A 24466-nucleotide genomic window follows, 5' to 3' on the forward strand; every position below is an offset into this window, starting at 1 on the left:
ATGTATTTTGGAGCGATGAAGATGCTTCTCGCCTCGATTGCCTTGCTTACCAGCGCCGCATCGGCCTCTGCCGGTTGCGCCAACTATGAGGACGGGTCGACCGACGGCCCGGCTCCGCGAGCAACGATCTGCATCGGAGCGGCTTGCGAAGAGACAACCGTCACGTTCCAGTGTGGCAACATCAACGGCGCCCAGTATGGTTTTGCCAACGGGCTGCAAGTCGATTTCGACAAGGACGGGAAGGCCTCGGCGTCGCGCCAAACATCGCCCGTCGATCCGGCGTCCCTGAAATGCACCGAAATCGACCCCGACGCCTGCTTCCCTGCCATCAAAGGCTAGGACTGCCCTGACACACTGAAACCGGCGCCCCATTTTTCGGCCGGCGTCGGACGCTTCACCGGGTCCACGAATGCGAGGTAGGTTTCCTCGAACCTTTCAGGCGTCGGCGGCGTCACCTTCTGGTCATCCTTTGGCTTCTTGACACGGTCTGGCCGGTCGCTTCCGCCTGATCCCATCAGGACCGAGCCATTCTTGCCGCCACCATTCGCGAAATCGTCGGCGATCCGCTGTCCGATTGTACGGTTGCCGGTGAGTGCCAGGCCAGCATTCAGAACGGTTGCCGCGGTCCCAACTCCAGGGAGCATGCCGGCCAAGACATCGATGCCATTCGCCAGAATAGGCGATCCGGGCTTCTGGACCGGGTCTGGGACGGGCATTGCGTCACCAACGACAGGGCCAGTGCCGCCGCCGGTGGCCGCACGGTTGGGGGCAGACACTGGTGCTGGCCGCGGCACGGTTTCAGCGACGCGCGTCACAGGATTGATCGGCGCGAAACCCCGGTTTAATCCGTAGTCTTCATAGGCCGCGACCTGTTTCGGCGAAAGGCCACCACTTGCCTTCGATCCGCCGAGGTAGCTTTCGGCGAACCGGTCTGCTGATGGCCGCGCCGACGGAAGGCTCGCGACCGTCGAAGGAAGATCAGGCGACGACCGGCCGTTGGTCCGAACGGACACGATACCATGGTCAACAAGGTCCTTCGCCATACCCCTGACGGTCGCGTAGTCAACGCCCGCCTTGTCGATGCCGTTCCTGTCGTAGTAGCTCTTCCCATCCTTGGTCGCGAGGGATGCCCACTCCCTGGCGAGCTCATTCGCGAACGCATCGACGTCGATCTGGCCGTTGACCGTGGCGCGGTCGGCGCGCTGTTGGAAGAGCTCCTGAGCGAGCTTGTCCTGCATTTCCGGAGTGAACTTTTCATCGAGCACCCCGAGTTTCGTTGCGGCGTTGGCAAGAGTTGTGTTCTTGAACTGATACCCGCCAAGCACATTCGAGAGGTGGCCTTGCGCTTTGAGGCCGCCAGCCATCGCAATGGCCTCCCGAACCGTCAGGCTCGTGAGGTCCGCATAATCGTTCGGGCCGCCGCCAACGAGGCGATTATAGGGGTTGGTGACGCCTGCCTCGGCACTTCGAATGGTCGCCAGCGCGCTTTCGCGAGCCAGATCCGCCATCGACTTGTTTTCAGCAGCACGTGCCCTCGAAGCCAGGTCCGTTGCCCGATACTGGCCATAGTCCTGCATCGACTTGATTTCAGATGCCCTCGCAGAGGTCATCAGCCCGCCGGTAGGTGTTGCGGGCGTCGTCCTGGCGCCAAGCGACCTGTCGATCTCGCGTTCCGTGGCATGACCGCCTATCGTCGGCGAAAACCCCGTGGCTGTCGTGGTCCTGTTGGACGACGACATCGGGCCGGCACCAGTGGCGCGGTTGCCGGCCGAATTCAGGCCAGTGCTACGCTCCGAACCAACCGAGCGTTCGCTGAGCGATCGGTCGATTTCGCGTCGATCGGAGCCGACAGACGACGTTGACGCCCGGTCGGGCCGATCACTGCTCGCCGAACTCGACCGGGAGGTCGTCGAGCGGCTTCCTGTCGACCTGTCGATCTCGCGTTCCGAAGCATGGTTGCTGGTGCCGCCACCGCTGGATTTGGTGCCAGATGACGACGATTTGCTCGTCGACTTGCTAGACCTGTTCGCGTTTTCCGCGTCGAGCATACCCATCAGCCGGCCACCCTTACGATGCGCTTCGACTGCGGATCGTAGTCATAGCGGAAGCGCTGGGATGCGGCCTTCGGCGCGCCTGGCATTGCCTGTGCTGCAGGCTGCTGTGGTGCCGTTGCAGCCGGCGGCGGGGTGGTGTTGCCGGCAAAGGCTGCATCCGGCACGTTGTAGGAGTCCGTGATCCTCTGTTCCTTGGCGCGCAGGAACCCGCGGTCTTTTTCCTGCTCTTCGGAATAGGCGTCGAGCTTGGCCTTCTCCATCAGACCTCCGCCGATTCCGGAAATCAATCCGGCTCCGGTTTCCGATTTCAGGAAGTCGAGCAAGCCACCCCCAGCCTTGCCAAGCGGCGAAAGCCCCGTGGCAGTCGCGGCCGGCGCGAGCCCTGCAGATGAGAACAATCCGCCTGCCGCCTGAGCCATGCCAGGCGGACCGAACAGATTGCCGGCGATCTTCGAGGCACCACTCAGGATATTGCCAAGCACCCCGCCGCCGCTGGCGATGCTGCCGAGCCCGCCGGCACCTGCCGCAGCGCCACCGGTGAAGACGGATGCACCCACGCCAAGAACCGCCTTTCCGACCTTGGCCACGCCGGAAACGACGGAGGTGAAAGCCTTTCCGATTGATGAAACCACACCGCTCATTCTCTATCCCTACCTATTCTAGCCATCGCCAAGTCTTGCGATACATAATGTCCCCGATAGTCGCCCGGTTGACGCCATAGCGCGCACCGATTTTGGCGAATGACATGGTGCCCCTCATTGTTCGAATCTCTCTGACAGAATCGCTCGTGAGCACGGCATTCCATACTTTCTCGCCGCGAACCTCTGTCCCATGCACCAGCCTATCGGCCATGTTTTCCGTTTGGGTAGCCCACCGCGTATGCAATGGTGCACAACAGCCGTCTCGGCCTTTCCCGCAGTTATGTGCGGCTAGATGATCAGGGGTTGGTGGAGGCCCGTTTACAACTTCGCACGCCATCCGATGAACTGGTCGATCCTTTGACTTGCCGTCCCAGATAAAGCCGTAGCCGTGCGTGTTTCTTTGGAACGGCCAAATCAGGCATTCATCGCCGACATACGGGACAACCACTTCCCTGAAAAAACGCTGTGATGCGCCCTTCTCAGTCCCCGTGAATTGCAGCGGATCGCCGTGCGTCCTCCATCGACCATAGTGGAGGCGACACCATCCACGAGAAAGATGTCGCTTGCCGCAACCGGGAATCGAGCATATTCGGGAATTAGCCATCTGACACCTCATTCGTGTTGGCTTGGTTAGGGCTGAGGCGGTGTTGCAAGCACCAAATCAGCCCGCTATTGATAGCATTTTCAGTGTTTTTTTCAATCACTTACGCAGTTCGAGCCGGCTGATCAGGCCGTACTGCTTGAAGCCGATCTGCGCCAAAAGACGCGACGTGACGGCCGGGTCATCGGCAATAATCGCCGTGGTGCCGCAATGGACCTCGACAACGGCAGGATTGGCTTCGGCCCATCCGACCATGCCCTTCATGAGGCCTATCGCATCGCGCGGGTCCGCATGTTCATTGACCAGCCAGAACAGGTCGGTTGCCATCAGCCTGTTGCCGATCGAGTACACGCGGGTCAGTGTGCCAAGGATCAGCCCGTCAATGCTGGCGCCGCTATCGACAACACAGACCCAACATGCGCCGCCGTGCTTCTGGCCGTGGCGCTGGATCGAGGCCAGGAGAAGCCGCTTCGCTTCGGGCTCATCGATCTCGGCGATGCCGGTACGAGCGTAATGCGTCTTCATGTACGATTGCTGCAAAAGACGCACGATTGCCGGAATATCAGAGAATGTCGCCGGTCTGATCATAGTATTACCATTTAATATCGATGTCATACATCTGTTCGACGAACGACAATTGCTTGTCTCGAAGCGCCTTTGCCGCATTGAGTTGCTGCGTCCTCTGCGTCGCGTCGAGAGCTGTATTTGCCATTATTGACTGCTGCGACCTGTTGAACATGTCCTCCATCGAAGTTAAAAACTGCGCCGCCGCGTTGCGATCCGACGAGTTGAGGTTGAGCGTCGCGATCCTCTGCTGCAGATCGCGGTCAAGCTTGTTCTCGGCGGTTCGAAAGCCGATGTCCTTGTCGACCAGCATGGTCTGAAGCGCGCGGTCGGCGGCGGCGAGACCCTCACGGGATGCGATGTCGCGGATCTGCTGGCTTTCCGCCGCGGTGATCGACGATGCCTGCATCTCGCGCTGCAGTGTCCGGTCGAGGCCTGCCTGGGTACCAGCGAAGGCCTGCGCATCGTTCTGCGCTGCCATCGAGTATTCGAAGTTCCGGGCGTTTTCGTTGCGGGCAAAATCCTGCGAGGCATCCTGAGACGCGATCGGCAGCACGTTCTTGATCACGGCATCCTGCGCGGCGCCGACGGCCATGGACGAGTTCAGCAGGCCGCGCCGGTTGGCCGATTTGAGGCCTTCGGTGCGCGCCATTTGGTTGAGCTTCGAGTCCTGCGACGACAGAGCCGTCACCTTGTCGGCAACGCTGTCATTGACCTGCTGAGGGGCAATCGACGGCATGGCCTCGCTGTCGCCCTTGGCAGCGTTCCACTGGTCGAAGGTCTGCCCGCCCGCCTTGGCGGCGTCGAACAGCCCGGGAGCCTTGATCGGTTTGGCCATCAATAGTGCTGCCATCGCAACCTCCTGATCTTTGTGGTACAAATAGCGAACCCGCCGAGCGTTGGCGCGCTGCGACGGGTTCTAACCAAGCCAACCTGTCATGAGGTCGAAATGGCTAATTCCCGAATATGCTCGATTGCAGGGTGCGGCAAGCCGCATAACGCTCGCGGATGGTGTCAGGCGCACTACCGCCGATGGCAGCACCATGGGGATCCGCTAGGGGGCGGCACGCCCAACGGCGCGCCTATGCGCTACTTCCGCGAGGTCGTCCTACCCTATGTGGGTGATGACTGCTTGATATGGCCGTATTACCGAGACGCCGCCGGCTACGCTCAAGTCAACGTTCAATTCGCCGATGAGCCACGCAGGCCAGTCCACGTTCATCGGCTGGCCTGCGAACACGTAAACGGACCACGTCCATCGCCTGATCACGAAGCGGCTCACAACTGCGGCAAAGGCCTTTTCGGATGCGTCGCCCCACTTCACACCCGATGGGCGACGCATGCTGAAAATATGGCTGACATGGTCGCGCACGGCACAAGTCACAAAGGCCAACGGCACCCCATGGCCAGATTAACCGAAGATGACGTTCGGGCCATTAGATCGATGAATGGCAGCGCCAGCCATCGAACTATCGGGGCGCAGTTTGGCGTCAGCAGAGAACAAATCCGCGACATTCTCAACCGAAAGAAATGGTCGTGGCTCGCATAGGCTTCAACGGATTGGGCGCGACCATGCGCGGCTCCTTTCAGTGAGCGATAGGCCATTCGCGGCCGATGTCAGGAAATTCTAGGATCAGTCCTTGGACTGCTCGCGCTCGCGGCGTTCAAGCTCGCGTTCGATGGCCGCCCGGATAAGGTCGAGGCGATCCTCGCCATCTTTCAGCAGCGAATCCATCCGCGCCTTTGCCCCTTCGGGCAAGGTCAGGTTGATGTTCTCGCGCCAAAGCTTCTTTCGTCCCACATCGCAGTCGAAACACACCGAAGCGCCCCGAGTCAAATTCACCTTATCATGTACACGATATTGATTTTTTGGCAGCAGTCGCCATTATCGTATCATGTACACGATATTTCGAGCACTCTTGACGCTTTCTCTGCTGTCGTCACCCGCCCTCGCCGGTCGCGAGGACCCGACATGGAACCCGCCAGCCCGCTTTGACTTCACATACCCCGGCAGGATGATCATTCGATACATGCCGCAGCGGATGGTCGTCGAAGAGTGCCATCGCCTTTCCAAGGGGCAGCGCGAACGGGCGATGGACCAGCGTGGCTGCGCCAAACGGCTATCCCCCAAGGTCTGTGTCGTGGTGATCGTGGACAAGACCTACAAGCGGGCAACCCCGAGCGCGGTTCTTCGGCACGAACGCGGTCACTGCAATGGATGGCCCGGCACCCACCCAGACTAACTCGGTGAGAACGAAGCGACTGTAACCGCATTCAAGCCATTGGTGCTTTCAAACGGCGAATAGGAGATGGACCGGGCCGCCTCCTGCGGCATCATTAAATCCCATCCCCAGCTGTGGCGTCTTTGCAGCGCGCCATCAAAGAGGATTTCATCGCCTATCTCGGTGAGATTAGTCCATGTGATGGCATCATTGCGACCGCGTTTGACGTTCCCCACGATCAGACCATTGGATGGGACATCGAGGCTCACCGTGCCTGAACCGCTCGTCGCGCCGCTCGTTGCGAATGCGGATGACAGGTCGTACCCAATGACCCTGGCCACGACTATGGCGGTCGGGAGAGAGTTCCACGAAACCACTACCGTGCCAGAAGTTCCGCTAGGTTGGGCGCTGAAGATTGCCGCTCCTGAGGCAGAACCTCCGCCACTGCCCGTTGTTCGTGCAACGTGCCTCGTGGCGGGCACACCGCCAATCGTTGCGGTAGGCGTCGTGCCAGGGTCCGTTGGTGTACCGTCATGATGGGCAAACAATAGCACCCAGCTACCGGCAACGGCTGGCCCCCACTCAACGTCCGAATGAGGAGCCGCCAGCGTCGAGCGAACATCTGTCTGGGTGATCGAGCGCAGAACCCCGGACGCGAACCCGGCCACGGGGCCTGTCATGCCGGGGATCATGGCTTTTTCACCACTTGCGAGGACACGGCAAAATGGGTCGTGGTGATGCACCGGATCGTCAGCAGATACCACTTGGTGCTGTCGCAATCGGTGATCGTCGGGACGTCGCCCAGAAACTGGTTGCCGAAAGTGATGGTGCGGTCTGTCGTATCGTTACCCTGGATGAGGATCGTGCGGTAGGTGCCGGGCTGACCGTTGGTCGGATTGCCGATGGCGCGGTTGCCAGCGGCGGTCAAGGTGCGGTTGATACCGGCATCCCAGTCAACGGCAACGGTAGCGGCATCGCTCAGCGCCACGGAAGCCGAAGCAGTCTCGATCAGGTCTGCCGCAATGTACTTGTCGGCGGTCGCGGCATAGACCTCGGCATCCGTCGCCTTTTCAACGATACCCTTGGCCGTCGTTGACGCATCGAGGCCGGTCGGAACCACGCCAAATGCCGTTCCTGTGCCGAGGGTCTTGCCCGTCAGCGTCTGCGTGCCGCCGACGGTGACAGCGCTTGCCGAGTTGGTTCCGGCCGTTGTGATGCGCAGATCACCGGTGCCAAGGGTCAGGACGCCGCTGGAATGGGTCAGGACGACGTTTGCGGCCGCGAAATCGATCACGGCGCCGGAGGCGAGGAAGAGATCACTCCAGGCGGTTCCCGAGACACCGAGCGCAGCGCCATCATTCGCCGCTGGCTTGATCGGCCCATCGGCAAAGCTGTAGCCGTTCGTCGTCGCCCCGGCGAAGGCAAGCGCATTGGTGCTGTGGGTGATCGTGACATCGCCGACACCGAAGTTAACGGCGGTAGATGCGGCGAGCAGCAGGCTCGCATCGAAGCTGTAGCCGCTCGAAGCGCCGGCGAATGCCAGGGCGTTCGCGGAATGGGTCGCGGTGACGTCGCCGGCATTCCAGTTGATGACCCCACCCGAGGCAAGGAACAGATCCGACCAGGCTGTACCGGATGCACCGAGCGCGCCACCATCATTGGCCGACTGGAGAAAGGCCCCGGTGGATGTCATTGTTCCGGCAGCAACGACATTGCCGTTCTTGTCGACATAGAACCTGTCGGAGCCGCCGATCTGCAACGTCAGAAGCCGCGATCCCGCCGCCGAGGCGGAGTCCGTGGCATTCATCTTGATCGCGTGATAGGTCGTCCCTGCGTCGTTCCACAGGTCGGTCAGCGAATGGATATAGGCGTCAGCCATTGAGTTTCAGCCTCTGAGATAATCGGGAATGGCGCGTAGAAGTGCGCCGAGTAGATTGAGCCAGAACCGCAGGCCCTTGGCGGGCTCCTTGGGCGCGCTCACAGCTTCGCAGCCGTCAGAAAAAGCGTGTCGACCATCTCGTCCGCGAGCCCGAGTTCGATCGAGAGCGCCCAGAGATATGGATGCCCTCTCGAGATGTAAGTCGCCTTCCGCCACCAGATACGAACAGGTTCGTAGGGATAGGCTTCGATCAGCGCATTCACGCGGCCAAGCAGGATGCCGTTGTCGTGCTGGTAGAGCGCGATCTCGGCCTGTGCAGGCGAAACCCGATCTGGAATTCGGACTACCGGGCCCTCGACATCATGCACTGCAAGTACATCGGTTAGATCGGATTCGCTCTTGATAGGGGTGACTGGCGTCCCCTTCGGCACGCTCTCGACGTAGCCCCTGGCTTTGCTTGACCAGATGCGAGCGTCTTCCCCCACCGACCAATACCAGTTCTGTGGTGTGTAAACGGGAAGATCAAGCATACTGCCCGCCCGTTGCAGTCGTGCCGGCCACGTTGCCGGGGAAGTAGTTGGCGCCGCCGCCGAAGGTGTTGACCACTGCGTTCAGCGCGGCATTGTAGCGCTTCCCTGTCGCGGCACCCGAGAACGTGGCGCTGAAGACTGTGGCGCCAGATCCGTTCGATGCATCAATGAAGGAGACGCCCCATGCCGGCGTCCCGGTGATCGTGATCGTCTGCCCCGACAGGACCAAAGCTCCGTAATTCAGCAGCCAGTGGTAGTTGGTTGCGCCACTAATCGTGTAGCCAGAATTGACGTTGACCGTGCCGCCCGTATTGATCTCCAGATGGGAGCGAGTGCAGGCCGCAAAGGCCATGTTGCCCGAGATGTTCAGGACGGCATTGTTCTGGACAAGGATGCCCTGCCCGAGCGAACTAGCTGCCGAGTTTTGGACCTGAAAGCCGCGAACGCTGAGGATCGACGCATTCGAGACGGAAAACGCGCCATAGGCGTTGTGCGAGATGACGCAGTTCGCCGGGGTTGTGGTATCCCCGGCCAACGTTACCTGGCCGCCGAAGAACGGCGTGTCGACCGATATCGAGCCGGTGTACGTCCCTGTCCTGACCTGGATTGTCACGCTGAAACCGCCGAGATCGAGCGTCTTGGCGACATCAATCGCCTTCTGGATGGTCAGGAACCCGCCTCCGGATGAATCCACAAGTCCGGTATTGCTGTCTGATCCGTCCGTTCGGACATAATAGGTGCGGTTGGCGGTCAAGACCTCGCGGGCCGTCGCCCATTCCGGCGCGGTCAGGGCTGCGTTCTGCCGCAAGACCTGAAGGGCTGTGCCTTTTGCCAGTTTGACCAGGGTATCCGCCCCGGTTGCGTAGAGCATATCGCCGGCAACAAGGGCCAGGCCTTCAAGTGTCTCGATTGTCGGATAGGATGCCCATTCCGGTGCCGTCGCCCCGGCGTTCATCCGCATATGCTGTAGCGCGGTGCCTTTGGCGAGACGCGCCCAAGTCGCCGCTCCATTCGAATAGATCAGATCGCCAGCAACAGCTGTTCCCAATCCGGCAAGGGCCGTGAGATCGGTATCAAGGGGCTGATACGCTGCCGCAATCGCCGCCGGCGTCAGAAAGTCCGTGCCGGCCTCAAGATTTACGCCCGCCTTGAACGCCGCTTCGTTGGCAAAAGTCAGGAACGACCGGCCGTATGGCGTGGTCGTCAGCGCCGCGATGTCGGTCAGGTTCTGGTTGAGCGGCTGATAGGTGCCGGGAAGACCCCCTTCCAGTTCCTTCAGCCTTGCCAGAACCTTGATCAGTTCGGCGCGCCAGAATGCCATCTAGCGCACCAGCCCGCGCATGGCGAAGTTGATCGTCGCCGAGGAAAGGGTGTGCTGGCGCTTGTCGGACTCTTCCGAAACCAGGGTCGCGGCAAAGTTCTCGCCGAACCCGTCGATATGGGCTTCGAAACGGCCTTCGGTCGCCTGCGTCCAGTCGATGGCGTCGTATAGCCCGGTGGTGATGATCGGCGAGCCAGCATCGATCGACTGACCTGCTGTCGATCCGCCAAGGCCCCGCGCATAGTCGATATCGAAGGTATGCCCCAAGGTGATATCGTCCGGGGTATCGATGTCGACCGAGAACTTCTTGAACACCTTGCGCTGCGTCGGGCTGCCGATCGAGTTGAACGGCAGTCTGACATAGGCCTGGATCGCGGCCCCATCGAATGAGAGCCCACGATTGAGCTCGTAGACGTAACCGTCGGTCGATCCGACGAAGAGCCGGTCGCCGGCACCGGCCGAAACTTCGCCCGAACAGGCACAAAATGCGGTGATCGGCAGATTGAACGGCAACGTCTCCGGTGCCTTGCGGCCGATATAGACCGTGACGCCTGTCCCATCATCGAAGAACAACTTGTATTGGTCCTTGGCCTTGACCCTCATCGAGGCCGCGGCGCGGACGCCGGCATCGCGCTTGGCCCGGATCAGGGGCTCGATGAGCTGCGTCAATGTTCCAGCCCGCCAGTCGCCATAGGCTGCAGTCGAGCCCAGATCACGGACACCGGCGTCGTCGAGGAAGAATGGCCGATCCATCATCTGGATACTGCCCTCGGCGCCGCCGCTGCTGTCGCTGATCGGCAGCATCTGGAAATCGCTTGCATCGTTGCCGGCGACGTACTCGATGCGGTTCTGGCCGAAGATCACCAATGAGGCAGCGGCTGCCGAAAGCATGCCTGTTGTGGCATCGCCAAAGGTGAATTCGCCCGCCCCTGTCGTTGTGATGTATTGCAGCGGTTCCCCGATGCTCGAAAACAGCACCGACCCCGAGAGGAAGCCCAGAAACAGGTGGTTCTTGTACTGGGCGATGTGCGTTGGGCGGTCGAACTGTGCCCGCATGATGACGACATCACCGCCACGGGTAAGGATGCGGTCGCCGTCGCGCTCCAGCACGTTGATGGTGTCTTCGAGGATGCCGGCCTGCGTTCCGGTACGGATCGGCGACAGCGAGTCCCCTGTCCATTCGAACGCGGTCCCCTGCCCGTTGGAGAAGTAGAGCGCGGGCTGTCGAGCGGCGCCATAGAAATTATGGACCACGAAGCTGTATTTGCCGCCAGACGAGATCACCACGGCATAGTTCGGCGAACCAGTAGCTGAGCCCGAATCGCTCGTGACGGTTTCTGTCTGGAATGTGCCGTTCACATTCGACAGCACCAGAAAACCGGTCGCGGTGCCGTCCCAGGCGCCGGAACTCATGACTACGCGCTCGATTGTGCCGGTGGCCGTCGACGTGCCGCCTACCAGCACCTCGCCCTCGAAGAATTCCGCAGTGCCTGCCGTGAAATCGACGATCTGGCCGAATGTGACCTCCTGCCAGCCGGCGGACGTGTCCCGGTGCATCTTGCCCGCACCGTCGATGCTGTCACGGAAGGCGTAGATGTTCCCGGCGAAGACATAGACGCCACGAACCGGCCCCGTCCCGGGCACGGCCTGAATTGCTGCCCGACGGGCTGCAATTTCGACAGGATCGCTGCTGTCGGATGGTCTCGGCCGGCCGTCGAAGCGCTCATAGCCACCATGACGGGTATAGCCGGCAACGTCGGGCTCATAGTTGATCGCCGCGATGCACTGGCCGGCCGGAATCGCCAGCGGCGGCGTGACGAGGTTCAACCCGCCGCGAAGCAGGAATGTCGTGGTCTGCTGCGACATCAGGCCAGCGTGTCGCCGAGGCTCATGCGCGGAAGCTGGTCGCGCTCGAGGTTGCTGAATTTCTCCGACTGGCGCATCCGCCAAAGCGGGATCTGCGTCGGGGCCTCGTCATGCGTGCCGAGCAACATCAAAGCGATGTCGACGATGACGTCATGGAAACGGGTCGGCAGCTCCGGGATGTCCGCATCGGCGGCGAGAACCTGGGTGTCCTTCCGATACCTGCCCCGGATCGTGTAGACCTTGTCCGGGGTCCACGACAGAACGATCTTGCTGTCGGGCGCAATGGCGAACATCGAGGGCTTGCCCTCGCTCTGCGTCCCGCGAAGCTGGGTCCGGTAGAACCATTCCCAGTCACGGAAGATCAGCGCGCCCTCGTCCGCAACACCAATCGACGGATCATAGATCGTGATGCCGCTGTCGACGTCGTTGGACGAATAGATCCAGTCCGCAAAGCGGGTGATCGTGCTTGCAGTCGCCAGATCGTTGAAAGCCGAGTAGGCGTAGCGCTGCTGAGACGCCACGGTCGGGCCGTAGAACTCTGCCTGCATCCAGAGCCACGTCGAATGGGCGTTCTGGATCTGCCGCCAGGCGTCATCGACCCACCGCACGATCTTGGCCAGACGGTCGACCTGGCCAACAACGGTAGTCGGTTTGACCCCGGAGACTGTGCCAGACTCCGAGGCAACGCGCTGGCAGAGGGCAAGATAGTTCATGATCGATCAGCCGAGGATCGAAAACGGGTGCGTCGGCACCAGCGTCGGATTGATCGGCTCGTTGTTCGGCCCCTTGTCGTACTGGACCTTGTTGGCATTCTTGAGCACTTCGACGACCTCGGACGGCACATCGACCGCAATGCCGCGCTTGATCAGGTAGACCTTGCCGTTGACCCCGACCGGAACCGCTTCCTTGCCGGCGGTGCTGCCGGGGATGTCCTGGTTCGGGATCATGATCTTGATCATCTTGGCCGGCGCACCACCATCGGCCTGGGGCTTGGCGGTCTGCGCCTTGGGCGCCTGATCGTCGGCAACCTCGATATGGTCCTTGTCATAGCCGACGGCAGCCATCGCGGCCTTGATCGCGGCCGAGCCCTTGCGATAGTCGATATCGAGCCCGAGGGAGACGGTTGCGAACTGCGCAAGCTGCGTTGCGGTCGCGTCGTCAATGCGGATCTGTTTCATTTTTCGGCTCCCTTGGCGCGCTTGGTGGGGGCGTCGACACGGACGGCGTTCGCCTCGTCGATCAGTTTCAGGACCGAGTTGAACGCCTTTTCGGCGCCAATGGCCTGCTGGACGACGTTGGCCGCCTGCTGGATCATGGCTTGGGCTTCGCGACCTTGCGCGCGAACGGCTTCGAGCTCGCGCTCGACATGCGATCGATCGATCATCATGGGGTGATGGACCTTGGAGTTTGGGCGGCTCGGGATTGAGCGGCCGGGGAATGGGCCGGGCGAGGTCTGCACCGCCCGGCCTTGGTCTTAGGACAGGGCCACGGAACCGGTGTTCACGACGACGTTGCCCACAAGAGCTTCATCGAAAAACACAACCAGGCTTTCTGCCGGGGCATTCAGCGTGGCAATCGTGTTGGTACCGTTGAACGTCGCGCCGCCACCAAGGGTGAGGGTGTGCGCCGCCGTGCCCGACGCCGACGTATCCGTGACGGTGAACAGGCCAGGCGACGGGGTGAAGGTGGCCGCAATCACGACAGTCGCGTGATTGAGCCGGAGGTTCTTCACGCCGGCGGTCACGGCGGCGGTTGCGGTGAGTTCCTGGGAAAACCCAGTCGCGTCGGCCGCCCGGTTGATCTCGGCGGCAGTGGCGGTGACCGCCGTGCCGCCGACGTAGTTGAAATCGCCGTTGACCAGCGCCTTGAGAACATCCGCGAGGTCTTTGAGCGACCCGTTGCGGATGGCCTGAATGGCCTGGTTGGCGACAGTGTTGGTGAGAGCCATGATTGAGCCCTCCCCTTACTGCTCGCCGCGCCATGCAGCATAGCGAAGCAGCTTGGCCTCGGTGGCGATCGCCGAGCCGATGGTGAAGCCCTTGGCGTCGCCGCCAAGAGTACCTTCATACCGGGAGATCGCCGAGGTACCGGTGGCCGAAGCCGCCGCCGTGGTGATCGCGCAGTTATGGACGACGTTGGCCGTCACCGTGGCATCGTTGATGCCGGCGGTGCTGTCGCTGTCGACATAGACGTTTTCGGAACCGAACGTGCCGACCAGCGAACCCTCAAGGAGCTCGATGAAGCCGGCAGCGTCGCCGCCAGCCCAGGTGCCGGAATAGAGCAGCACCTGGCGGACAACACCGGTGGCGGCGGAAGTCGCCCCCTTGATCTTGTCGCCGGCCGTGATCTCCTTGGTGCCGCCCGAAGTGAACGGGACGACCCAGGAAAGATACGCGATGGTGTACGGCGTGCCGTCGGTCGCGTTGTAGAGGTGGACACATTCCGGCACGAAGCCGAGTTCGATGTTGAGGGTGGCGCCGTTGCCGACCGCGCACCCAAAGACGGGCTGACCCTTCATGGGATCGATCCTTTCAAGGATTGGGGAGAGGAAGCGGGGCCGGAGCCCCGCCGATCAGCATCAGAGGGCGGTCGAGGCTGTCTCAAGCCTTGCCATCCACAACTGGTTCAAGATCAGCGCCAGGTGCCAGAACTTGTAGCCGGCATAGCCACGCTGGCCGAGCGGGTCGTCCTTGGTCTTCTGGCCGACAGGGATGATCGAGGGCGAAACCGAGCCCTGACCGCGCAGGGGGACCATGCCCCATGCTTCCTTGCCGAAGAACAGGACCGGGTAGACATCGGCGGACGTGCCCGAGGTCGACAACATCGTGACCTTGGCGCCGCCGGCATCGGCAAAGGCGCCGAGATCGGCCGACAGCATGTAGCGGACGGTTTCCACCGAGCCGATTTCATGGGGCGAGATCACCGAGCGGCGGCCGTATTCCGCGACCGGCAGGAAGCCGGGCATGTTGCGGATGTCGGAGTCGAGATCGGTATGGCCGACCGCGATGTAACCGCCTTCCACCGGACGGGTCGCGTAGTTCGGCGAGCCGTCCAGAACGTTGGTGATCTTCATGGCCTTCTGGGCTTCGAGAGCACGGATGACCGCACGCTGCTTGGTCAGCGAAATCGCCGTGTTGACGTCGGTGCGCTGGGTGCCGTTGGCATAGAAGACATTGGTGCCACCACGAAGGGCTGCGTAGTTCAGCGCTTCCTGGGTGCGGCCGATGTTCTCGCCAAGCTGCACGGTGATGTCGTTCAGTACCGGGTCTTCGTGGGTGTCCTCGATGACGTCGGTGACTTCGGCGACCATGCCGTACTGCGACAGCGAGCCCGCGACGTCTTCATAGCGGAAGGACGTCGAGGAAGGGGTGACGCCTTCCTGCAGCGGGATCGTGGATGCCTCGAACGGCACCGGGCGGCGGAACTTGATGTTCACGCCCTTGTTGGCCGGCATCGGCTTGATCAGCGGGCCGGTCTTTTCCAGCACAAGCTGGGGCTCGGCATGCTTGAGCATCTGGCGCTCAGCATACACGGTGGTGCGCTGGGAAATCCCAGGGCTGGTGGAGGTATTGATGCTCATTGCAACGATCCTTCGAGCGAAGCGCTCAACGGGTCAGGCGTTCCTGGGCATCGAAGGCATCCCAAATAGCCTTCGCATCGCCCTCTTCGGGGATACCGGAGACAGTCGGCCGGCCGACCTTCCCTTGCGGTGAGGCCGAGCCTTGGATCTGGCGCTGGCGCCTGTCGTCGAGCTTGGGTTGGGGAGCGGGCTGCGGTGCGGGGTCCGGCGTTGGCGCCGGGGTGTCCTTGACCAGCCCGAGATGCTTCTTGAAACCTTCCACGACCTTGATCGCGGCGTCGCTGTCGGCGATGACGTTGGCGTTCTGATGAGCGGCTTCGCGAATGGCGCGGGGTTGGTCTTCAACCCAGGCGACAAAGGCACGTCCGTTCTTGTTCAGGACATCCACATAATCGGGATGGACGGCGAGAAGTCTGTTGGTTTCGGCGTCGACCAGATCGTTTAGCTCGGACTGGGCGGATTCGAGATCGGCCTTTTCCGAAGCTGAAAGTCGGTCAACCTTCCCGTCAAGCTTTTCCAGCGCCTTCGAAAGGGGCTGGGCAATGTCGGGGTAATCTTCCTGGATGCCGGCGATTTCATCGCGGGCGTTTCCGATGTCGCGGCTCGGCTTGTCCTGAGCGGCGTTGATCTTGCGCTGGAGCGCGCTGATGCGGCCCGATGCGGACCTGCTGCGCTGCTCGAACTTGGCCCGCTCGGTCACGGCCTGCTCGTAAGCGGCGCGCTGTTCCGGCGTGGCGTTGGCCCAGATGTCCGGTTTCGGCGCTTCCGCGGCCGGCGCATCGGGCTTGGGGGTATTCTCGTCGACGGCAGCGGCTGGTGCGGCTTCCGCCTCTGGCTCGGGATCATCTTCGACGGTCTTGGCCGCCGGGTTGTCCCTTGCGTTTTCTTCTGCCTGGATTTCGTTCCAGAGCTCGGCCTCGTCCTTGACCGTATCGGCGAGACGCGGATCGATCAGGCTGAGGTCATCCGCCGTGATGGCGGCAGTTTCGGCGGCGGCTGGCGCGGCCTGGGTCTGTTCAGTCACTTCTTGGCCTCCGATCCGACGGCGTCGATTGCCTTCTTCATTTCGGCCTGCTTTTTCATCGCGGCCTTGAGGCGGGCCGGATCGGCCTTGACCTTCTCGGCGTTGATCAGGGTGCGGAGGTCATCCTCGGCTTCCCACTCCTTCATGTCGGCCGAACTAGGGCCGCAGATGCCTTTTGCCATTTCTGGGTTCCTTCTCAGTACGGCACGTTGGTGACGATCTCGGGCTTGGGCTTGTCGCTTCCGAGAGCGAGAATTTCGCGCAGGGCCTTGATCCTGCCGCGCTCGATGTCGGTTTCGGATGCGTTGAGGTGGGCGCCTTCAAGCCTGTCACGGCTGGCCTCGACCGCCTTCTCGGCATGGTCGCGCACCGCCTGCCATGTGGCGCTGTTCAGATCGATCGACATGTGGATTTAGGCCTGACGCCAGCCATCGAAATGATGGCGTAGTTCGGCGCGTGAGTAGACCAGCCCTTTTGGGTCCTTCCACCCACCAGAAGTTCGAAACTGCGCTCTGCTGGCGGGCACCATGCGGAAGTTCTGATCGAAGCCGGCTGGCCGGATGTATTCGAAGACCATCCCCTGTCCTGACCCCTTGAATGCCTCGATAGTCATTCCGCCACGCGGCTTCATGGGCAGTTCCAACATTGGCGCTAGTTTCATACCGCTGATCCCTCGGGAGCATCGCCGCCGGCCGAGATGTAGCCGCCGCTGCCCTTCGGCTCTTCGCCGCGAGCCCGGGCCGACTTTGCGTTGACTGCCTCAACGGCTGCTTCTGCGGTAAACACACGTTCCTTGGAGTCGATGGTCTGTCGATGCATCTGCATCCGCGCATCGATCTGGTCCAAGGTGATATTGCCCTGCTGCGCCAGTTTGATGAGTTCGGTCTCTTGCTGCAGGAGAGCAATCCGCTCCTTGGATTCGTTCTCCATGTTCGAAATGGCGACCGTGGCGTCGAGCTTGGCGAGTTCCAGATCATGCTGCTGCTGCGCAAGGTCGGCCTTCTTCGCCTCGGCCTGGGCCACGGCATCGTTTGCCGCTGCCTGCGCCATGATGGCGTCGATCTCGGTGTCGGTCAGCACGACGTCTGCCGACGGGATCATCAGCGCCTGGAACAGCTTGCGCAGGATTTCGCGGTTCTTGAGCATCGGGCCATAGATCGGATGGCCGCCAAGCTGCGTCGCCACCGCCATCAGCGTCTGGGCCTGCATCTCGCGCACCAGAAGGACCGAGGAACCGCGGGCATCGACGTCATAGTCGCCCTTGATCTCGTCCTTCGGATTGAACTGCATGTTCCAGTCGTAGAAACGACGGATGTCCGGCGTTGTGACGTCGTCATCGAAGTTCTTGACGATGCGGCGGAAAACCACGTTCGCCGAGTTCATCAGAAGCGCCATGCCCTGCACGGTTTTCGTCGTGTTGCCCTGCTCGCCTTGGGCGATCTGAGGCATTGCCGTCATGTCGTCGATGAACTGCTTCGACAGGGCGATGATGTTGGCGAACTTCGCCTGATTGTTCGGAATATCGAAGGTTTCGAAGACGCGGTGTCCAGTCGGGACGCCTTCCTTCGCCTTCCAGATTTTCGTTCCGCCACCGATGGTCCAGTCGCCGTCGGCCGGTTCGACTTGGCTGGTGGCGACAACGATCTGTGGCCCGGCGCTGTTGCCGGCATTGTCCATCATGGCGCGCCACGAGGCATTGAGCGACTTCTGCGGATCTCGCATCACATAAGGGACGCCATAGCCGAAGACCGAGCTTTCGTCCTTGATCAGGTTGAACACCGAATAGAGGCATTCGCCCGAGTCATAGGGATAGATCGCGAACTTGAGCAGTTCGCCGTCGCAGAACCAGACGATGGCGTTGAGGGTGTCGAGCGGATCGGCATCGGCCAGGTCTTTGACCGTCGCATCGTCACCCATCGCAAGGGCAAGATCCTGCATGTCCTCGGCGCTCAACTGCCCGGAATACTCCCAGACGTGATAGAGGCCGCTCGTCACCTGCTGCTTGTCGCCGGTGATATCGCGGATCGACGCCAGATATGACGGTGCCGGCGCTTTGGGCTTACCGGCCAGCAGGCGGCGGATGGCGCCCTTGTCGAAGCCAGGCAGGCGCGCGAGTTCGCGCAGCTTCTTCTGGTTCATCAGGTGCCGCTCGAGGTTGCCCTCGCCGTCCTCGATGTTGCGGACGTCCATATCGGGGAAGAACGACCAGATGTCGACGTAACGCATTGCCGGCTGGTCGCCGTTCGACATCTGCAGCTTGTAGGCGTCGGCCATGACCGGCTTGCCGTCAAGCCCGATCTGCGGCGTGCCGTCGGGGTTCCTGGCCGGCTCCTTCTGCATCTGCCAGCCCTTGCGGACCCGGTCGCCGGTCACTGGCCCCTTGGTGACGCCAGTACCGAGCTTGCTCGCATCCTCGATCTGGTCACGCTTGACCGCGTGGTAGCTCGATTCCTTGAGCTGGTCGTCGATCTCGGCGGCCATCAGGTCGCAGCGGCGGCCGCCTTCTTCGATGATGCCCTGAAGCTCTTCGGCCTTCTGCTGGGCAATATCGGCCTGCGCCTTGAGTGCTGCAGCCTGCGGATCGGCACCCTGGCCTTCCTGCTGTGCCGCTGCGGCCTCGTCTGCCTTCTTCTTGGCGTCGAATGCGGCACGCTCGGCCTGTTCAGATGCTTTGGTCAGGCGCGGAACTGGCGTCGGCTGGATGCCCCAGTTCTTGTCGTCGGTCGGGAACAGCAGATCCATGAGGCGCGCCGACATCGCGTCGGTCTTGGGCCGCGTCAGGTTGATGAACAGCTTCGACTTCTTCGATCCCGGGGCATTCAGCTTCCGCTGGGTGTCGGCATCATAGCGGCCATGATACTGGGCGAGGTCTTCGAGCCAGCGATCCTCAAGGGACTGGCGCTGCGCGATGCGCTTGGTCGCCATGTTCTCGAAACGACCGATGATGCCACCCAGGCGCTCGGCAAGCTTCTGGCGCTCAAGCTCCGGGTTGGGCTGCTGTTCGCCCTGCTCGATGATCTCTTCGTCGGCCATCAGTAGCCTGCGTCCGAATCCGCGATCACAGAGCCGCCCCCGACGGTACGGTCAGGAACCTGCACAGAGGCGATCTTGCTCCATGTCGCGATGAGGTAGCGCATTGCATCCATAGCGTGATCGAATTCCTTCACGATCTTGCCGTGCTCATCGCGGCGGTAGAGCTTGTATTCGGCCTTGAGGTTGACCAGCGTCGAGAAGACCTTGAGCCGGCCGGTTTCGAGTAGCGCCCAGACCTCATAGAGCCCGCTTTCCACGGCATTGACCGCGTTGACGAGGTCGAGCCCCTGCCCCTTATAATCAGCGATCAGTTGCTCGCCGTCGCGTTGAGAGCGGCCGCGAGCCGCAGGATCGATCGCGCCCTTGATCCAGATGCCACGCGCCTTGATGGCTTGGGCATGGATCACTGGAAGCTGATGGCCGCGATAATGCTCGGCATAGAGGTAGATCGTGCCATCGGCGGGGTCTTCGGCGCCCCAGATCGCCGCGGTGCATTTCCAGCCCACATCGAGTGCGTATGCTCGCTTCCAGAAGCGCGGGATCGCGAACGGGGCGACCTCGATATCATCGAGATCAACGGGGTAGATCGCCCCAGCACCCATCGACGGGATACCCTGCGAGCGCGCCTTGCGCATATGCGGCGGGTAGCTGCTGAGCAGTTCGGCTTTGGTCTTTTCGTCCAGGTGCGGGACGTCATCCCAGGCCGCCTGGACGAGGTATTTCGAAGCCGTGATGGCGGGCATCAGCGGTTCATCCATCGGCCCATGGCGAGCATCTGGCCATTCGGATGAGGGGTATCCACTCCGGCGGAGGCAGCATCCCATGCGGAGAAGCCTTCAGGGATGGCATAGACCATGTCCGCATCCTCGAAGCCGCTCGTTACCTGGACTGCTTCACCGAAGCCCAGGAGGTTGATCGTCGGGAAGTACGGAAGGACCGCCAGTGATGCGAAACTGAACCCGCCGAGACCAAGCTCAGGATTCTGGGTGCCCCCTGCCGTAGCATTCCATGTGCCGCTGTTCTTCCTGAACCAGATCAGCCTGGCATCGAAATCGACCGCCATGCAGTAGGTGACGCCTTCACCGGGGCCTTCCTGAAACTGCTGGTAGGCATTGGCGAGGTAGAAGTCAGTGCCCGCGAACTCGAACCTGTACTGGTACAAGCGGATCGAATTGACCTCGCTCGAAGTGTAGCTAAGGCCTTCGGCCAGAACGAACGTGGAAGGCAGGAAGCCGAAATCAACCTCGTAGTCCGGGTCAAACCCGAAATCGAGCGTGAGTTCGAAGTACCATTTGCCCGTCTCGCGCCCGGTGGTTGCCCTGGCCTTTGCGCCATCTACGGAAGACGATACAGTCCGCCCGCCGTTGGTAATCGTCAGATTTGCGGTCTTGGCCGCCGGGTCCCATCCCATGGCACGGGTCAGGCCACCAGCGACTTGAGGGCTTTGAGCTTGGCCTTATAGTCCTTGGCCGCCGTTTTCGCAGCGGCCTCTGCCACCACCAAGACAGCCTCTCGCTCATCGAGCATCGCGGCGCGGACATTGAGGCCATTCTCCATGGCGGCATTCATATCTGCGGTTTGTTTCAAGGCCTTTCGTTCCGCTGCGATTTCAGCCTTGAGGGCGGCAGCCTTGGCGTCGCGCTCGACACGGCCGGCTTCGAGCTTGGCCAACTTGGCGTCGATGTCGGCTTCGCGCTTGGTCGCGGCCTTCTCGCGCTCGACAAGGGCGCGTTCCGCATCGCCGATCTCGGTGACGAGCTTGCAGAGTTCATCGTCCTTGCGACTCAGGGCCTCGGCGCGTGCGTCCAGTTCGGCGCGCTGCTCGGCCAGCGCAGCCCGGGCTTCGCCAAGCTGGGCTTGGGCATCCTTGAGTTCGGCGAGCTTGGCCGAGAACGCAGCGGGGTCACTGACCAGCGTCATCAGGCCTTCGAGCACGCCGGCCTCGCTTCCACGGGATCCAGACATCATATCGATCAGCTCCCGTTGATTGCAGCCAGCTTGTAGCCGGCACCTTGAGGCACGCCATAGAAGCGGGTTTCGCCAGCACCGAGGCGGTGCCTGTTGTTGACGGCCGTCGGGTTGGCGCCGACAGCGACATGCGCAGCCGCCGAGGCATGAACCATGATGAACGCGGTCTGCGCGTTGAAGGCGCTGGACTGCGTCGATGTCGCCGGGTTTGCAATCTGCTGCTCGGCGACCGACGGTTCCTTGCCGGCGGCGATCAGGTAGTTGTGCCCGTCGCGCGCCAGCGTGGCGTATTCGGTGATGTAGATGTCAGCCATTTAGGCGACCCTTTCGAGTTCTGAGACATTGAGCGCCTCAAGTGCCCGCTCTTCGATTGTGGCCATGAAACTGCGCAGCAAATCAGGTGTCAGTTGATCGGTGCCGTCAGGGACAGGAAGCGGGGCAAGGCCGCCGTCCATCCACTTTCCGTTCGCCTTCCATGCCAGATACGCCCTGGTGCCAAACGGGTCATCTTTGGTCTTTTGGCTTGCCGGGATGAACACGATTTCGATCCTGGTCGTCGGTCGAGCCATTGCTTCATTTCCTCTCGAATTCTGCGGGCCGATCTTCGTTCGGCATGAACGCCAGCACGGTCTGCGTTAGCCCCTCAAGCGGGGTGAACGTCAGCAAGATCAGGCCATTCGTGGTCGCTGTTCGCGTCAGGCACTCGCCATAGACGTCAATCGGGCACTCTTCGTCAGGCCATATGACGTGCTGTGCCGTGCCTTCGAATGCGCCGCGCCCCTGCTGGTAGGACTTGAAGCCAAGCGTCGACCATTTGCCGCTGACGTGTCTGACCTTGATCGTGTCGACGAGGTCCTGGACACCCTGCTTCCAGCTTGGCAGGCCAATGAGGCGTCCCGGCAACAAGCCGGTTCCGGTGACGGTCTTTCGCTGCCCTTCGAATGTGATCTCGCCAAGCAGCGCCTTTTGCACCACGTCGCGAGTGCTTTCGTTGGTCTTGCCGCAGGCCCATGCCCGGATCGGACCATCGAAGCGCCGGCCCTCCCACCAATCGGGATAGAGGCCAGTCAGGTGGGCGGAGACTTCGTATCCACCCGCGACTGTCTTTCCCACGCGATTGGCGGCAAGGAAACAGCGCTCGCGATATTCAGCACCCGCCCGGAAGAACTCCATATGCTTGGCGTATTTGTGCCTGGCGTGGATGATCCGGCCGTCGGGCTGGATCGTGTCCTCGTCAGGGAACAGGGTGTGAAACATGCGCTGCGACTGGCGCTTCTGCTTCTCTGCCAAAATCGCGGCAATGACTTCTTTCCGCTCACGCGGCAGCGCTCGCAGCGCCTCGGGCGTCAGCGAAAGCATGATCAGTGGGCCGTCTGGCCCTCTTTCCCCGAAACCGCCTGCTCCAACTCTTTGTCGAGCTCGTCGTCCGACATGTCGGCGAAGGTGTGCCTGTGCTCGACCTCGGTCTTGTCGCGCCAGTCATCCTTGCGGCGGTTTTTCAGCCAGAAGATTGCAGCCGTCGTGTCCGCCGGGATGTGCTTGCGAACCTGGACGACCTCGACCTCTTCCTCGTGCTGGGCAACCTTGATCTTGATCGCCTGCTCCTCGGTGACCTCGTAGCCGGTCGCCTTCTGGTACAGAGAGCGCTCAACCCGTTCATCTGCATGGGCTTTCGCGCTTTTTATGGCGTCGCAGAAATCCTCGTGGTCGAGCTTCCAGCGATAGAGCGTTGCCCGATGGATGCCGAAGAAATCCGCCATCTCGTCATCGGTCGCGCCGAGCAGGCAAAGCTTGGCCGCTTGCTCGGCATATTCCGGCATGTAGCCGCTTGGACGGCCTTGCGGCCTGTCTTCGGTGCCGGCTGGCGCATCTGCCTGTGCGCGCAGTTCCGCGACGCGAGCGACGATGTTCTCATTTGTTGCCAGCCGCGATGCTGACGAGCGGCCACCCTTGAACCCGGCTTCTGCATAGGCGACCGCTTGTGCGATGCCCTGTGCCAGAAGCTTTGCGTATGCCTCGTACTTGGGCTTGGAGAGGGCCGGCACTAGTGAACCCACCCATCGGCGGCGGTCCAGACAACAGTGCTGTCGGCCGGCATGCGCGGTGGCATCTCGGTATTGCAGACCGGGCAAGGATCGCCGGCGCCGCCACAGCAGTTATCGCCTTCGCCCCACGAGACATGAGGATGGTTCTCGCATACCCAGCCAGTGCTTTCGCAGTTGAGGCATTTCGGTTGCGCGGTCATCGTCAGGCGCTCGCCACGCTCTTGAGGCTGTCCCAGATGGACGAGGACGCCTGTGCTGTTCCGGGTGTATCGGCCTGCACTTGGCCTGGCATCTCGAAATGACGCTGCGCTTCTGCCGGCAGGCGATCATACATCACGCGGATGCTGCCGCCGTCATAGGCTGGCATCGCCGCAATGATGGGCATGCAGAGTGCGAGCTCGTAAGTCGAGATGTCGGGGCGCGGCTTCCACGTCACGGAGAAGATGGCTACAGCGGTGAACATCAGCCGGCCACCTTCGCCTTCAGCGCCGCGACCTCCTGCTCATGCAGGCGCTGGCGCAGCAGATAGCCTTCGAGCTGCCAGACCTTGTTGCGCGCATTCTCGCGAGCGATCTTGCGGCCTAGCGCCTCATCGAAGTTCGCCGCGCTGGCGGATGCGCTTTCCCCGGTGACGATGAAGCTGTTGCGCAGCATGAGCGCGCAGACGGTCAAGGTGGTGCCCGGGAAGACGTGGTATGCCTCGCCGACGATGGCGGAGTCGACCAGATCAGGCGTGAGGCGCGGCGCGGTCAGCCCCTTGGTCTGGATCTCGGCCTCAATGGCGGTTTCGTCTCGGCTCATCTTCATCTCCTGGAGAGCGAGGGGTTCAAGCGCTATGGTCGGGATTGCGGCCATAGTCAGTCGGGTCTCTCGGGTCGTCCCCGAGATCGTAGCGGCTAACGGTCTTGCCGTTCTCGTTCATGACGAAGCATATGCCGCCCGTCAGCGGGAGCCGGGGGTCGGGCGATGAGTGTCCAACCGGTTCAATCCAAAGGGTCGGCGGACTCCGCCTGAAGTCGGCCGTGGGGACGTAATTCACGATGGGCGATGCGTAGATCGTTTCTTCGCCAGACGGCTGGATATGCTTGATGCTGAGCATGTGGATGCGTCCTTGTGCTGGTTCGTGCTGCTGGGTGAT

General features: G+C 61.7%; 32 protein-coding genes. 1 reads left to right on the forward strand and 31 read right to left on the reverse strand.

Translation table 11 applies throughout. The features are described from left to right. Positions 1 to 21 precede the first annotated feature (21 nt). Positions 22 to 339: a hypothetical protein gene (locus GGR00_RS06065; RefSeq protein WP_184698510.1), complete on the forward strand. Its 318-nt coding sequence runs from the start codon at positions 22 to 24 to the stop codon at positions 337 to 339. Here GGR00_RS06065 and GGR00_RS06070 read toward each other — a convergent pair. The 31 genes from GGR00_RS06070 to GGR00_RS06220 form a co-directional block, all read right to left on the reverse strand. Further along, positions 336 to 2054 carry a lysozyme family protein gene (locus GGR00_RS06070; RefSeq protein ID WP_184698512.1) on the reverse strand — a complete coding sequence of 573 codons (1719 nt, stop codon included), beginning with the start codon at positions 2052 to 2054 and terminating at the stop codon, positions 336 to 338. The genes GGR00_RS06065 and GGR00_RS06070 overlap by 4 nt on opposite strands. Next, a complete protein-coding gene (locus GGR00_RS06075; protein WP_184698514.1) occupies positions 2054 to 2695 on the reverse strand; it encodes a hypothetical protein in 642 nt (213 codons plus the stop codon). The genes GGR00_RS06070 and GGR00_RS06075 overlap by 1 nt, the downstream gene beginning before the upstream one ends. Positions 2696 to 3395: 700 nt before the next feature. Continuing rightward, on the reverse strand, positions 3396 to 3884 hold the full coding sequence (locus GGR00_RS06080) for a GNAT family N-acetyltransferase (RefSeq protein ID WP_184698516.1): 489 nt from the start codon (positions 3882 to 3884) through the stop codon (positions 3396 to 3398). Positions 3885 to 3888: 4 nt separating this feature from the next. Beyond that, positions 3889 to 4713 carry a hypothetical protein gene (locus tag GGR00_RS06085; protein ID WP_184698518.1) on the reverse strand — a complete coding sequence of 275 codons (825 nt, stop codon included), beginning with the start codon at positions 4711 to 4713 and terminating at the stop codon, positions 3889 to 3891. A 780-nt stretch (positions 4714 to 5493) separates the two neighbouring features. Further along, positions 5494 to 5661, reverse strand: a complete 168-nt coding sequence (locus tag GGR00_RS06090) for a hypothetical protein (RefSeq protein WP_184698520.1) — start codon at positions 5659 to 5661, stop codon at positions 5494 to 5496. 438 nt (positions 5662 to 6099) lie between these two features. Further along, positions 6100 to 6351: a hypothetical protein gene (locus tag GGR00_RS06095; RefSeq protein WP_184698522.1), complete on the reverse strand. Its 252-nt coding sequence runs from the start codon at positions 6349 to 6351 to the stop codon at positions 6100 to 6102. 419 nt (positions 6352 to 6770) lie between these two features. Then, positions 6771 to 7961, reverse strand: a complete 1191-nt coding sequence (locus tag GGR00_RS06100; RefSeq protein ID WP_184698524.1) for a hypothetical protein — start codon at positions 7959 to 7961, stop codon at positions 6771 to 6773. Between the two features lie 98 nt (positions 7962 to 8059). Beyond that, entirely contained in the window at positions 8060 to 8491 is a 432-nt protein-coding gene (locus GGR00_RS06105) for a hypothetical protein (protein ID WP_184698526.1), read from the reverse strand. Further along, positions 8484 to 9812 (reverse strand): right-handed parallel beta-helix repeat-containing protein, encoded by a 1329-nt coding sequence (locus tag GGR00_RS06110; protein WP_184698528.1) that lies wholly within the window; start codon positions 9810 to 9812, stop codon positions 8484 to 8486. Before GGR00_RS06110 ends, GGR00_RS06105 begins: the two co-directional genes overlap by 8 nt. Then, positions 9813 to 11678 carry a hypothetical protein gene (locus tag GGR00_RS06115; protein ID WP_184698530.1) on the reverse strand — a complete coding sequence of 622 codons (1866 nt, stop codon included), beginning with the start codon at positions 11676 to 11678 and terminating at the stop codon, positions 9813 to 9815. It lies immediately after the preceding gene. After that, a complete protein-coding gene (locus tag GGR00_RS06120; protein ID WP_184698532.1) occupies positions 11678 to 12391 on the reverse strand; it encodes a phage adaptor protein in 714 nt (237 codons plus the stop codon). The genes GGR00_RS06115 and GGR00_RS06120 overlap by 1 nt, the downstream gene beginning before the upstream one ends. A 6-nt stretch (positions 12392 to 12397) precedes the next feature. Then, complete coding sequence (locus GGR00_RS06125) at positions 12398 to 12856, reverse strand: hypothetical protein (RefSeq protein ID WP_184698534.1); 459 nt, start codon at positions 12854 to 12856, stop codon at positions 12398 to 12400. Further along, entirely contained in the window at positions 12853 to 13065 is a 213-nt protein-coding gene (locus tag GGR00_RS06130) for a hypothetical protein (protein WP_184698536.1), read from the reverse strand. The genes GGR00_RS06125 and GGR00_RS06130 overlap by 4 nt, the downstream gene beginning before the upstream one ends. A gap of 87 nt (positions 13066 to 13152) precedes the next feature. After that, on the reverse strand, positions 13153 to 13626 hold the full coding sequence (locus tag GGR00_RS06135) for a hypothetical protein (protein ID WP_184698538.1): 474 nt from the start codon (positions 13624 to 13626) through the stop codon (positions 13153 to 13155). 15 nt (positions 13627 to 13641) lie between these two features. Continuing rightward, positions 13642 to 14196: a hypothetical protein gene (locus tag GGR00_RS06140; RefSeq protein ID WP_184698540.1), complete on the reverse strand. Its 555-nt coding sequence runs from the start codon at positions 14194 to 14196 to the stop codon at positions 13642 to 13644. A 60-nt stretch (positions 14197 to 14256) separates the two neighbouring features. After that, a complete protein-coding gene (locus GGR00_RS06145; RefSeq protein WP_210314954.1) occupies positions 14257 to 15258 on the reverse strand; it encodes a N4-gp56 family major capsid protein in 1002 nt (333 codons plus the stop codon). A 25-nt stretch (positions 15259 to 15283) separates the two neighbouring features. Beyond that, entirely contained in the window at positions 15284 to 16282 is a 999-nt protein-coding gene (locus tag GGR00_RS06150; protein ID WP_184698542.1) for a hypothetical protein, read from the reverse strand. After that, positions 16279 to 16464, reverse strand: a complete 186-nt coding sequence (locus GGR00_RS06155; protein WP_184698544.1) for a hypothetical protein — start codon at positions 16462 to 16464, stop codon at positions 16279 to 16281. Before GGR00_RS06155 ends, GGR00_RS06150 begins: the two co-directional genes overlap by 4 nt. Positions 16465 to 16478: 14 nt before the next feature. Beyond that, positions 16479 to 16688, reverse strand: a complete 210-nt coding sequence (locus GGR00_RS06160) for a hypothetical protein (RefSeq protein ID WP_184698546.1) — start codon at positions 16686 to 16688, stop codon at positions 16479 to 16481. Positions 16689 to 16694: 6 nt separating this feature from the next. Further along, positions 16695 to 16913, reverse strand: coding sequence for a hypothetical protein (locus GGR00_RS06165; protein WP_184698548.1), 219 nt, complete (start codon positions 16911 to 16913; stop codon positions 16695 to 16697). Between the two features lie 26 nt (positions 16914 to 16939). Continuing rightward, positions 16940 to 19315, reverse strand: coding sequence for a hypothetical protein (locus GGR00_RS06170; RefSeq protein WP_184698550.1), 2376 nt, complete (start codon positions 19313 to 19315; stop codon positions 16940 to 16942). Further along, positions 19315 to 20058 (reverse strand): phage terminase large subunit family protein, encoded by a 744-nt coding sequence (locus GGR00_RS06175; RefSeq protein WP_184698553.1) that lies wholly within the window; start codon positions 20056 to 20058, stop codon positions 19315 to 19317. The genes GGR00_RS06170 and GGR00_RS06175 overlap by 1 nt, the downstream gene beginning before the upstream one ends. Continuing rightward, complete coding sequence (locus GGR00_RS06180) at positions 20058 to 20726, reverse strand: SPRY domain-containing protein (RefSeq protein ID WP_184698555.1); 669 nt, start codon at positions 20724 to 20726, stop codon at positions 20058 to 20060. Before GGR00_RS06180 ends, GGR00_RS06175 begins: the two co-directional genes overlap by 1 nt. Positions 20727 to 20734: 8 nt before the next feature. Continuing rightward, positions 20735 to 21283 (reverse strand): hypothetical protein, encoded by a 549-nt coding sequence (locus tag GGR00_RS06185; RefSeq protein WP_184698557.1) that lies wholly within the window; start codon positions 21281 to 21283, stop codon positions 20735 to 20737. Between the two features lie 5 nt (positions 21284 to 21288). After that, positions 21289 to 21597, reverse strand: a complete 309-nt coding sequence (locus tag GGR00_RS06190) for a hypothetical protein (RefSeq protein ID WP_184698559.1) — start codon at positions 21595 to 21597, stop codon at positions 21289 to 21291. Further along, on the reverse strand, positions 21598 to 21852 hold the full coding sequence (locus tag GGR00_RS06195) for a hypothetical protein (RefSeq protein ID WP_184698561.1): 255 nt from the start codon (positions 21850 to 21852) through the stop codon (positions 21598 to 21600). A gap of 4 nt (positions 21853 to 21856) precedes the next feature. Further along, the gene (locus tag GGR00_RS06200; RefSeq protein ID WP_184698563.1) at positions 21857 to 22642 is read right to left on the reverse strand and encodes a terminase large subunit domain-containing protein; all 786 of its coding nucleotides are present in this window, start codon (positions 22640 to 22642) and stop codon (positions 21857 to 21859) included. 2 nt (positions 22643 to 22644) lie between these two features. Beyond that, complete coding sequence (locus GGR00_RS06205) at positions 22645 to 23328, reverse strand: hypothetical protein (protein ID WP_184698565.1); 684 nt, start codon at positions 23326 to 23328, stop codon at positions 22645 to 22647. A 202-nt stretch (positions 23329 to 23530) separates the two neighbouring features. Then, positions 23531 to 23791 (reverse strand): hypothetical protein, encoded by a 261-nt coding sequence (locus GGR00_RS06210; protein ID WP_184698567.1) that lies wholly within the window; start codon positions 23789 to 23791, stop codon positions 23531 to 23533. Further along, positions 23791 to 24129, reverse strand: coding sequence for a Gp49 family protein (locus tag GGR00_RS06215; protein ID WP_184698569.1), 339 nt, complete (start codon positions 24127 to 24129; stop codon positions 23791 to 23793). The genes GGR00_RS06210 and GGR00_RS06215 overlap by 1 nt, the downstream gene beginning before the upstream one ends. A gap of 25 nt (positions 24130 to 24154) precedes the next feature. Further along, the gene (locus GGR00_RS06220) at positions 24155 to 24427 is read right to left on the reverse strand and encodes a hypothetical protein (RefSeq protein WP_184698571.1); all 273 of its coding nucleotides are present in this window, start codon (positions 24425 to 24427) and stop codon (positions 24155 to 24157) included. Positions 24428 to 24466: the final 39 nt, after the last annotated feature.

Origin of the sequence: Aminobacter aganoensis, from assembly GCF_014206975.1 — a bacterium.
GTDB lineage: Bacteria > Pseudomonadota > Alphaproteobacteria > Rhizobiales > Rhizobiaceae > Aminobacter > Aminobacter aganoensis.

What these genes read in the sequence shown, in the direction of transcription:
- GGR00_RS06065 (WP_184698510.1), top strand. Translation starts at nt 22, where the DNA reads ATGCTTCTCGCCTCGATTGCCTTGCTTACCAGCGCCGCATCGGCCTCT.
- GGR00_RS06070 (WP_184698512.1), bottom strand. Translation starts at nt 2,054, where the DNA reads ATGGGTATGCTCGACGCGGAAAACGCGAACAGGTCTAGCAAGTCGACG.
- GGR00_RS06075 (WP_184698514.1), bottom strand. Translation starts at nt 2,695, where the DNA reads ATGAGCGGTGTGGTTTCATCAATCGGAAAGGCTTTCACCTCCGTCGTT.
- GGR00_RS06080 (WP_184698516.1), bottom strand. Translation starts at nt 3,884, where the DNA reads ATGATCAGACCGGCGACATTCTCTGATATTCCGGCAATCGTGCGTCTT.
- GGR00_RS06085 (WP_184698518.1), bottom strand. Translation starts at nt 4,713, where the DNA reads ATGGCAGCACTATTGATGGCCAAACCGATCAAGGCTCCCGGGCTGTTC.
- GGR00_RS06100 (WP_184698524.1), bottom strand. Translation starts at nt 7,961, where the DNA reads ATGGCTGACGCCTATATCCATTCGCTGACCGACCTGTGGAACGACGCA.
- GGR00_RS06105 (WP_184698526.1), bottom strand. Translation starts at nt 8,491, where the DNA reads ATGCTTGATCTTCCCGTTTACACACCACAGAACTGGTATTGGTCGGTG.
- GGR00_RS06110 (WP_184698528.1), bottom strand. Translation starts at nt 9,812, where the DNA reads ATGGCATTCTGGCGCGCCGAACTGATCAAGGTTCTGGCAAGGCTGAAG.
- GGR00_RS06115 (WP_184698530.1), bottom strand. Translation starts at nt 11,678, where the DNA reads ATGTCGCAGCAGACCACGACATTCCTGCTTCGCGGCGGGTTGAACCTC.
- GGR00_RS06120 (WP_184698532.1), bottom strand. Translation starts at nt 12,391, where the DNA reads ATGAACTATCTTGCCCTCTGCCAGCGCGTTGCCTCGGAGTCTGGCACA.
- GGR00_RS06125 (WP_184698534.1), bottom strand. Translation starts at nt 12,856, where the DNA reads ATGAAACAGATCCGCATTGACGACGCGACCGCAACGCAGCTTGCGCAG.
- GGR00_RS06130 (WP_184698536.1), bottom strand. Translation starts at nt 13,065, where the DNA reads ATGATGATCGATCGATCGCATGTCGAGCGCGAGCTCGAAGCCGTTCGC.
- GGR00_RS06135 (WP_184698538.1), bottom strand. Translation starts at nt 13,626, where the DNA reads ATGGCTCTCACCAACACTGTCGCCAACCAGGCCATTCAGGCCATCCGC.
- GGR00_RS06140 (WP_184698540.1), bottom strand. Translation starts at nt 14,196, where the DNA reads ATGAAGGGTCAGCCCGTCTTTGGGTGCGCGGTCGGCAACGGCGCCACC.
- GGR00_RS06145 (WP_210314954.1), bottom strand. Translation starts at nt 15,258, where the DNA reads ATGAGCATCAATACCTCCACCAGCCCTGGGATTTCCCAGCGCACCACC.
- GGR00_RS06155 (WP_184698544.1), bottom strand. Translation starts at nt 16,464, where the DNA reads ATGGCAAAAGGCATCTGCGGCCCTAGTTCGGCCGACATGAAGGAGTGG.
- GGR00_RS06160 (WP_184698546.1), bottom strand. Translation starts at nt 16,688, where the DNA reads ATGTCGATCGATCTGAACAGCGCCACATGGCAGGCGGTGCGCGACCAT.
- GGR00_RS06165 (WP_184698548.1), bottom strand. Translation starts at nt 16,913, where the DNA reads ATGAAGCCGCGTGGCGGAATGACTATCGAGGCATTCAAGGGGTCAGGA.
- GGR00_RS06170 (WP_184698550.1), bottom strand. Translation starts at nt 19,315, where the DNA reads ATGGCCGACGAAGAGATCATCGAGCAGGGCGAACAGCAGCCCAACCCG.
- GGR00_RS06175 (WP_184698553.1), bottom strand. Translation starts at nt 20,058, where the DNA reads ATGCCCGCCATCACGGCTTCGAAATACCTCGTCCAGGCGGCCTGGGAT.
- GGR00_RS06180 (WP_184698555.1), bottom strand. Translation starts at nt 20,726, where the DNA reads ATGGGATGGGACCCGGCGGCCAAGACCGCAAATCTGACGATTACCAAC.
- GGR00_RS06185 (WP_184698557.1), bottom strand. Translation starts at nt 21,283, where the DNA reads ATGATGTCTGGATCCCGTGGAAGCGAGGCCGGCGTGCTCGAAGGCCTG.
- GGR00_RS06190 (WP_184698559.1), bottom strand. Translation starts at nt 21,597, where the DNA reads ATGGCTGACATCTACATCACCGAATACGCCACGCTGGCGCGCGACGGG.
- GGR00_RS06195 (WP_184698561.1), bottom strand. Translation starts at nt 21,852, where the DNA reads ATGGCTCGACCGACGACCAGGATCGAAATCGTGTTCATCCCGGCAAGC.
- GGR00_RS06200 (WP_184698563.1), bottom strand. Translation starts at nt 22,642, where the DNA reads ATGCTTTCGCTGACGCCCGAGGCGCTGCGAGCGCTGCCGCGTGAGCGG.
- GGR00_RS06210 (WP_184698567.1), bottom strand. Translation starts at nt 23,791, where the DNA reads ATGTTCACCGCTGTAGCCATCTTCTCCGTGACGTGGAAGCCGCGCCCC.
- GGR00_RS06215 (WP_184698569.1), bottom strand. Translation starts at nt 24,129, where the DNA reads ATGAGCCGAGACGAAACCGCCATTGAGGCCGAGATCCAGACCAAGGGG.
- GGR00_RS06220 (WP_184698571.1), bottom strand. Translation starts at nt 24,427, where the DNA reads ATGCTCAGCATCAAGCATATCCAGCCGTCTGGCGAAGAAACGATCTAC.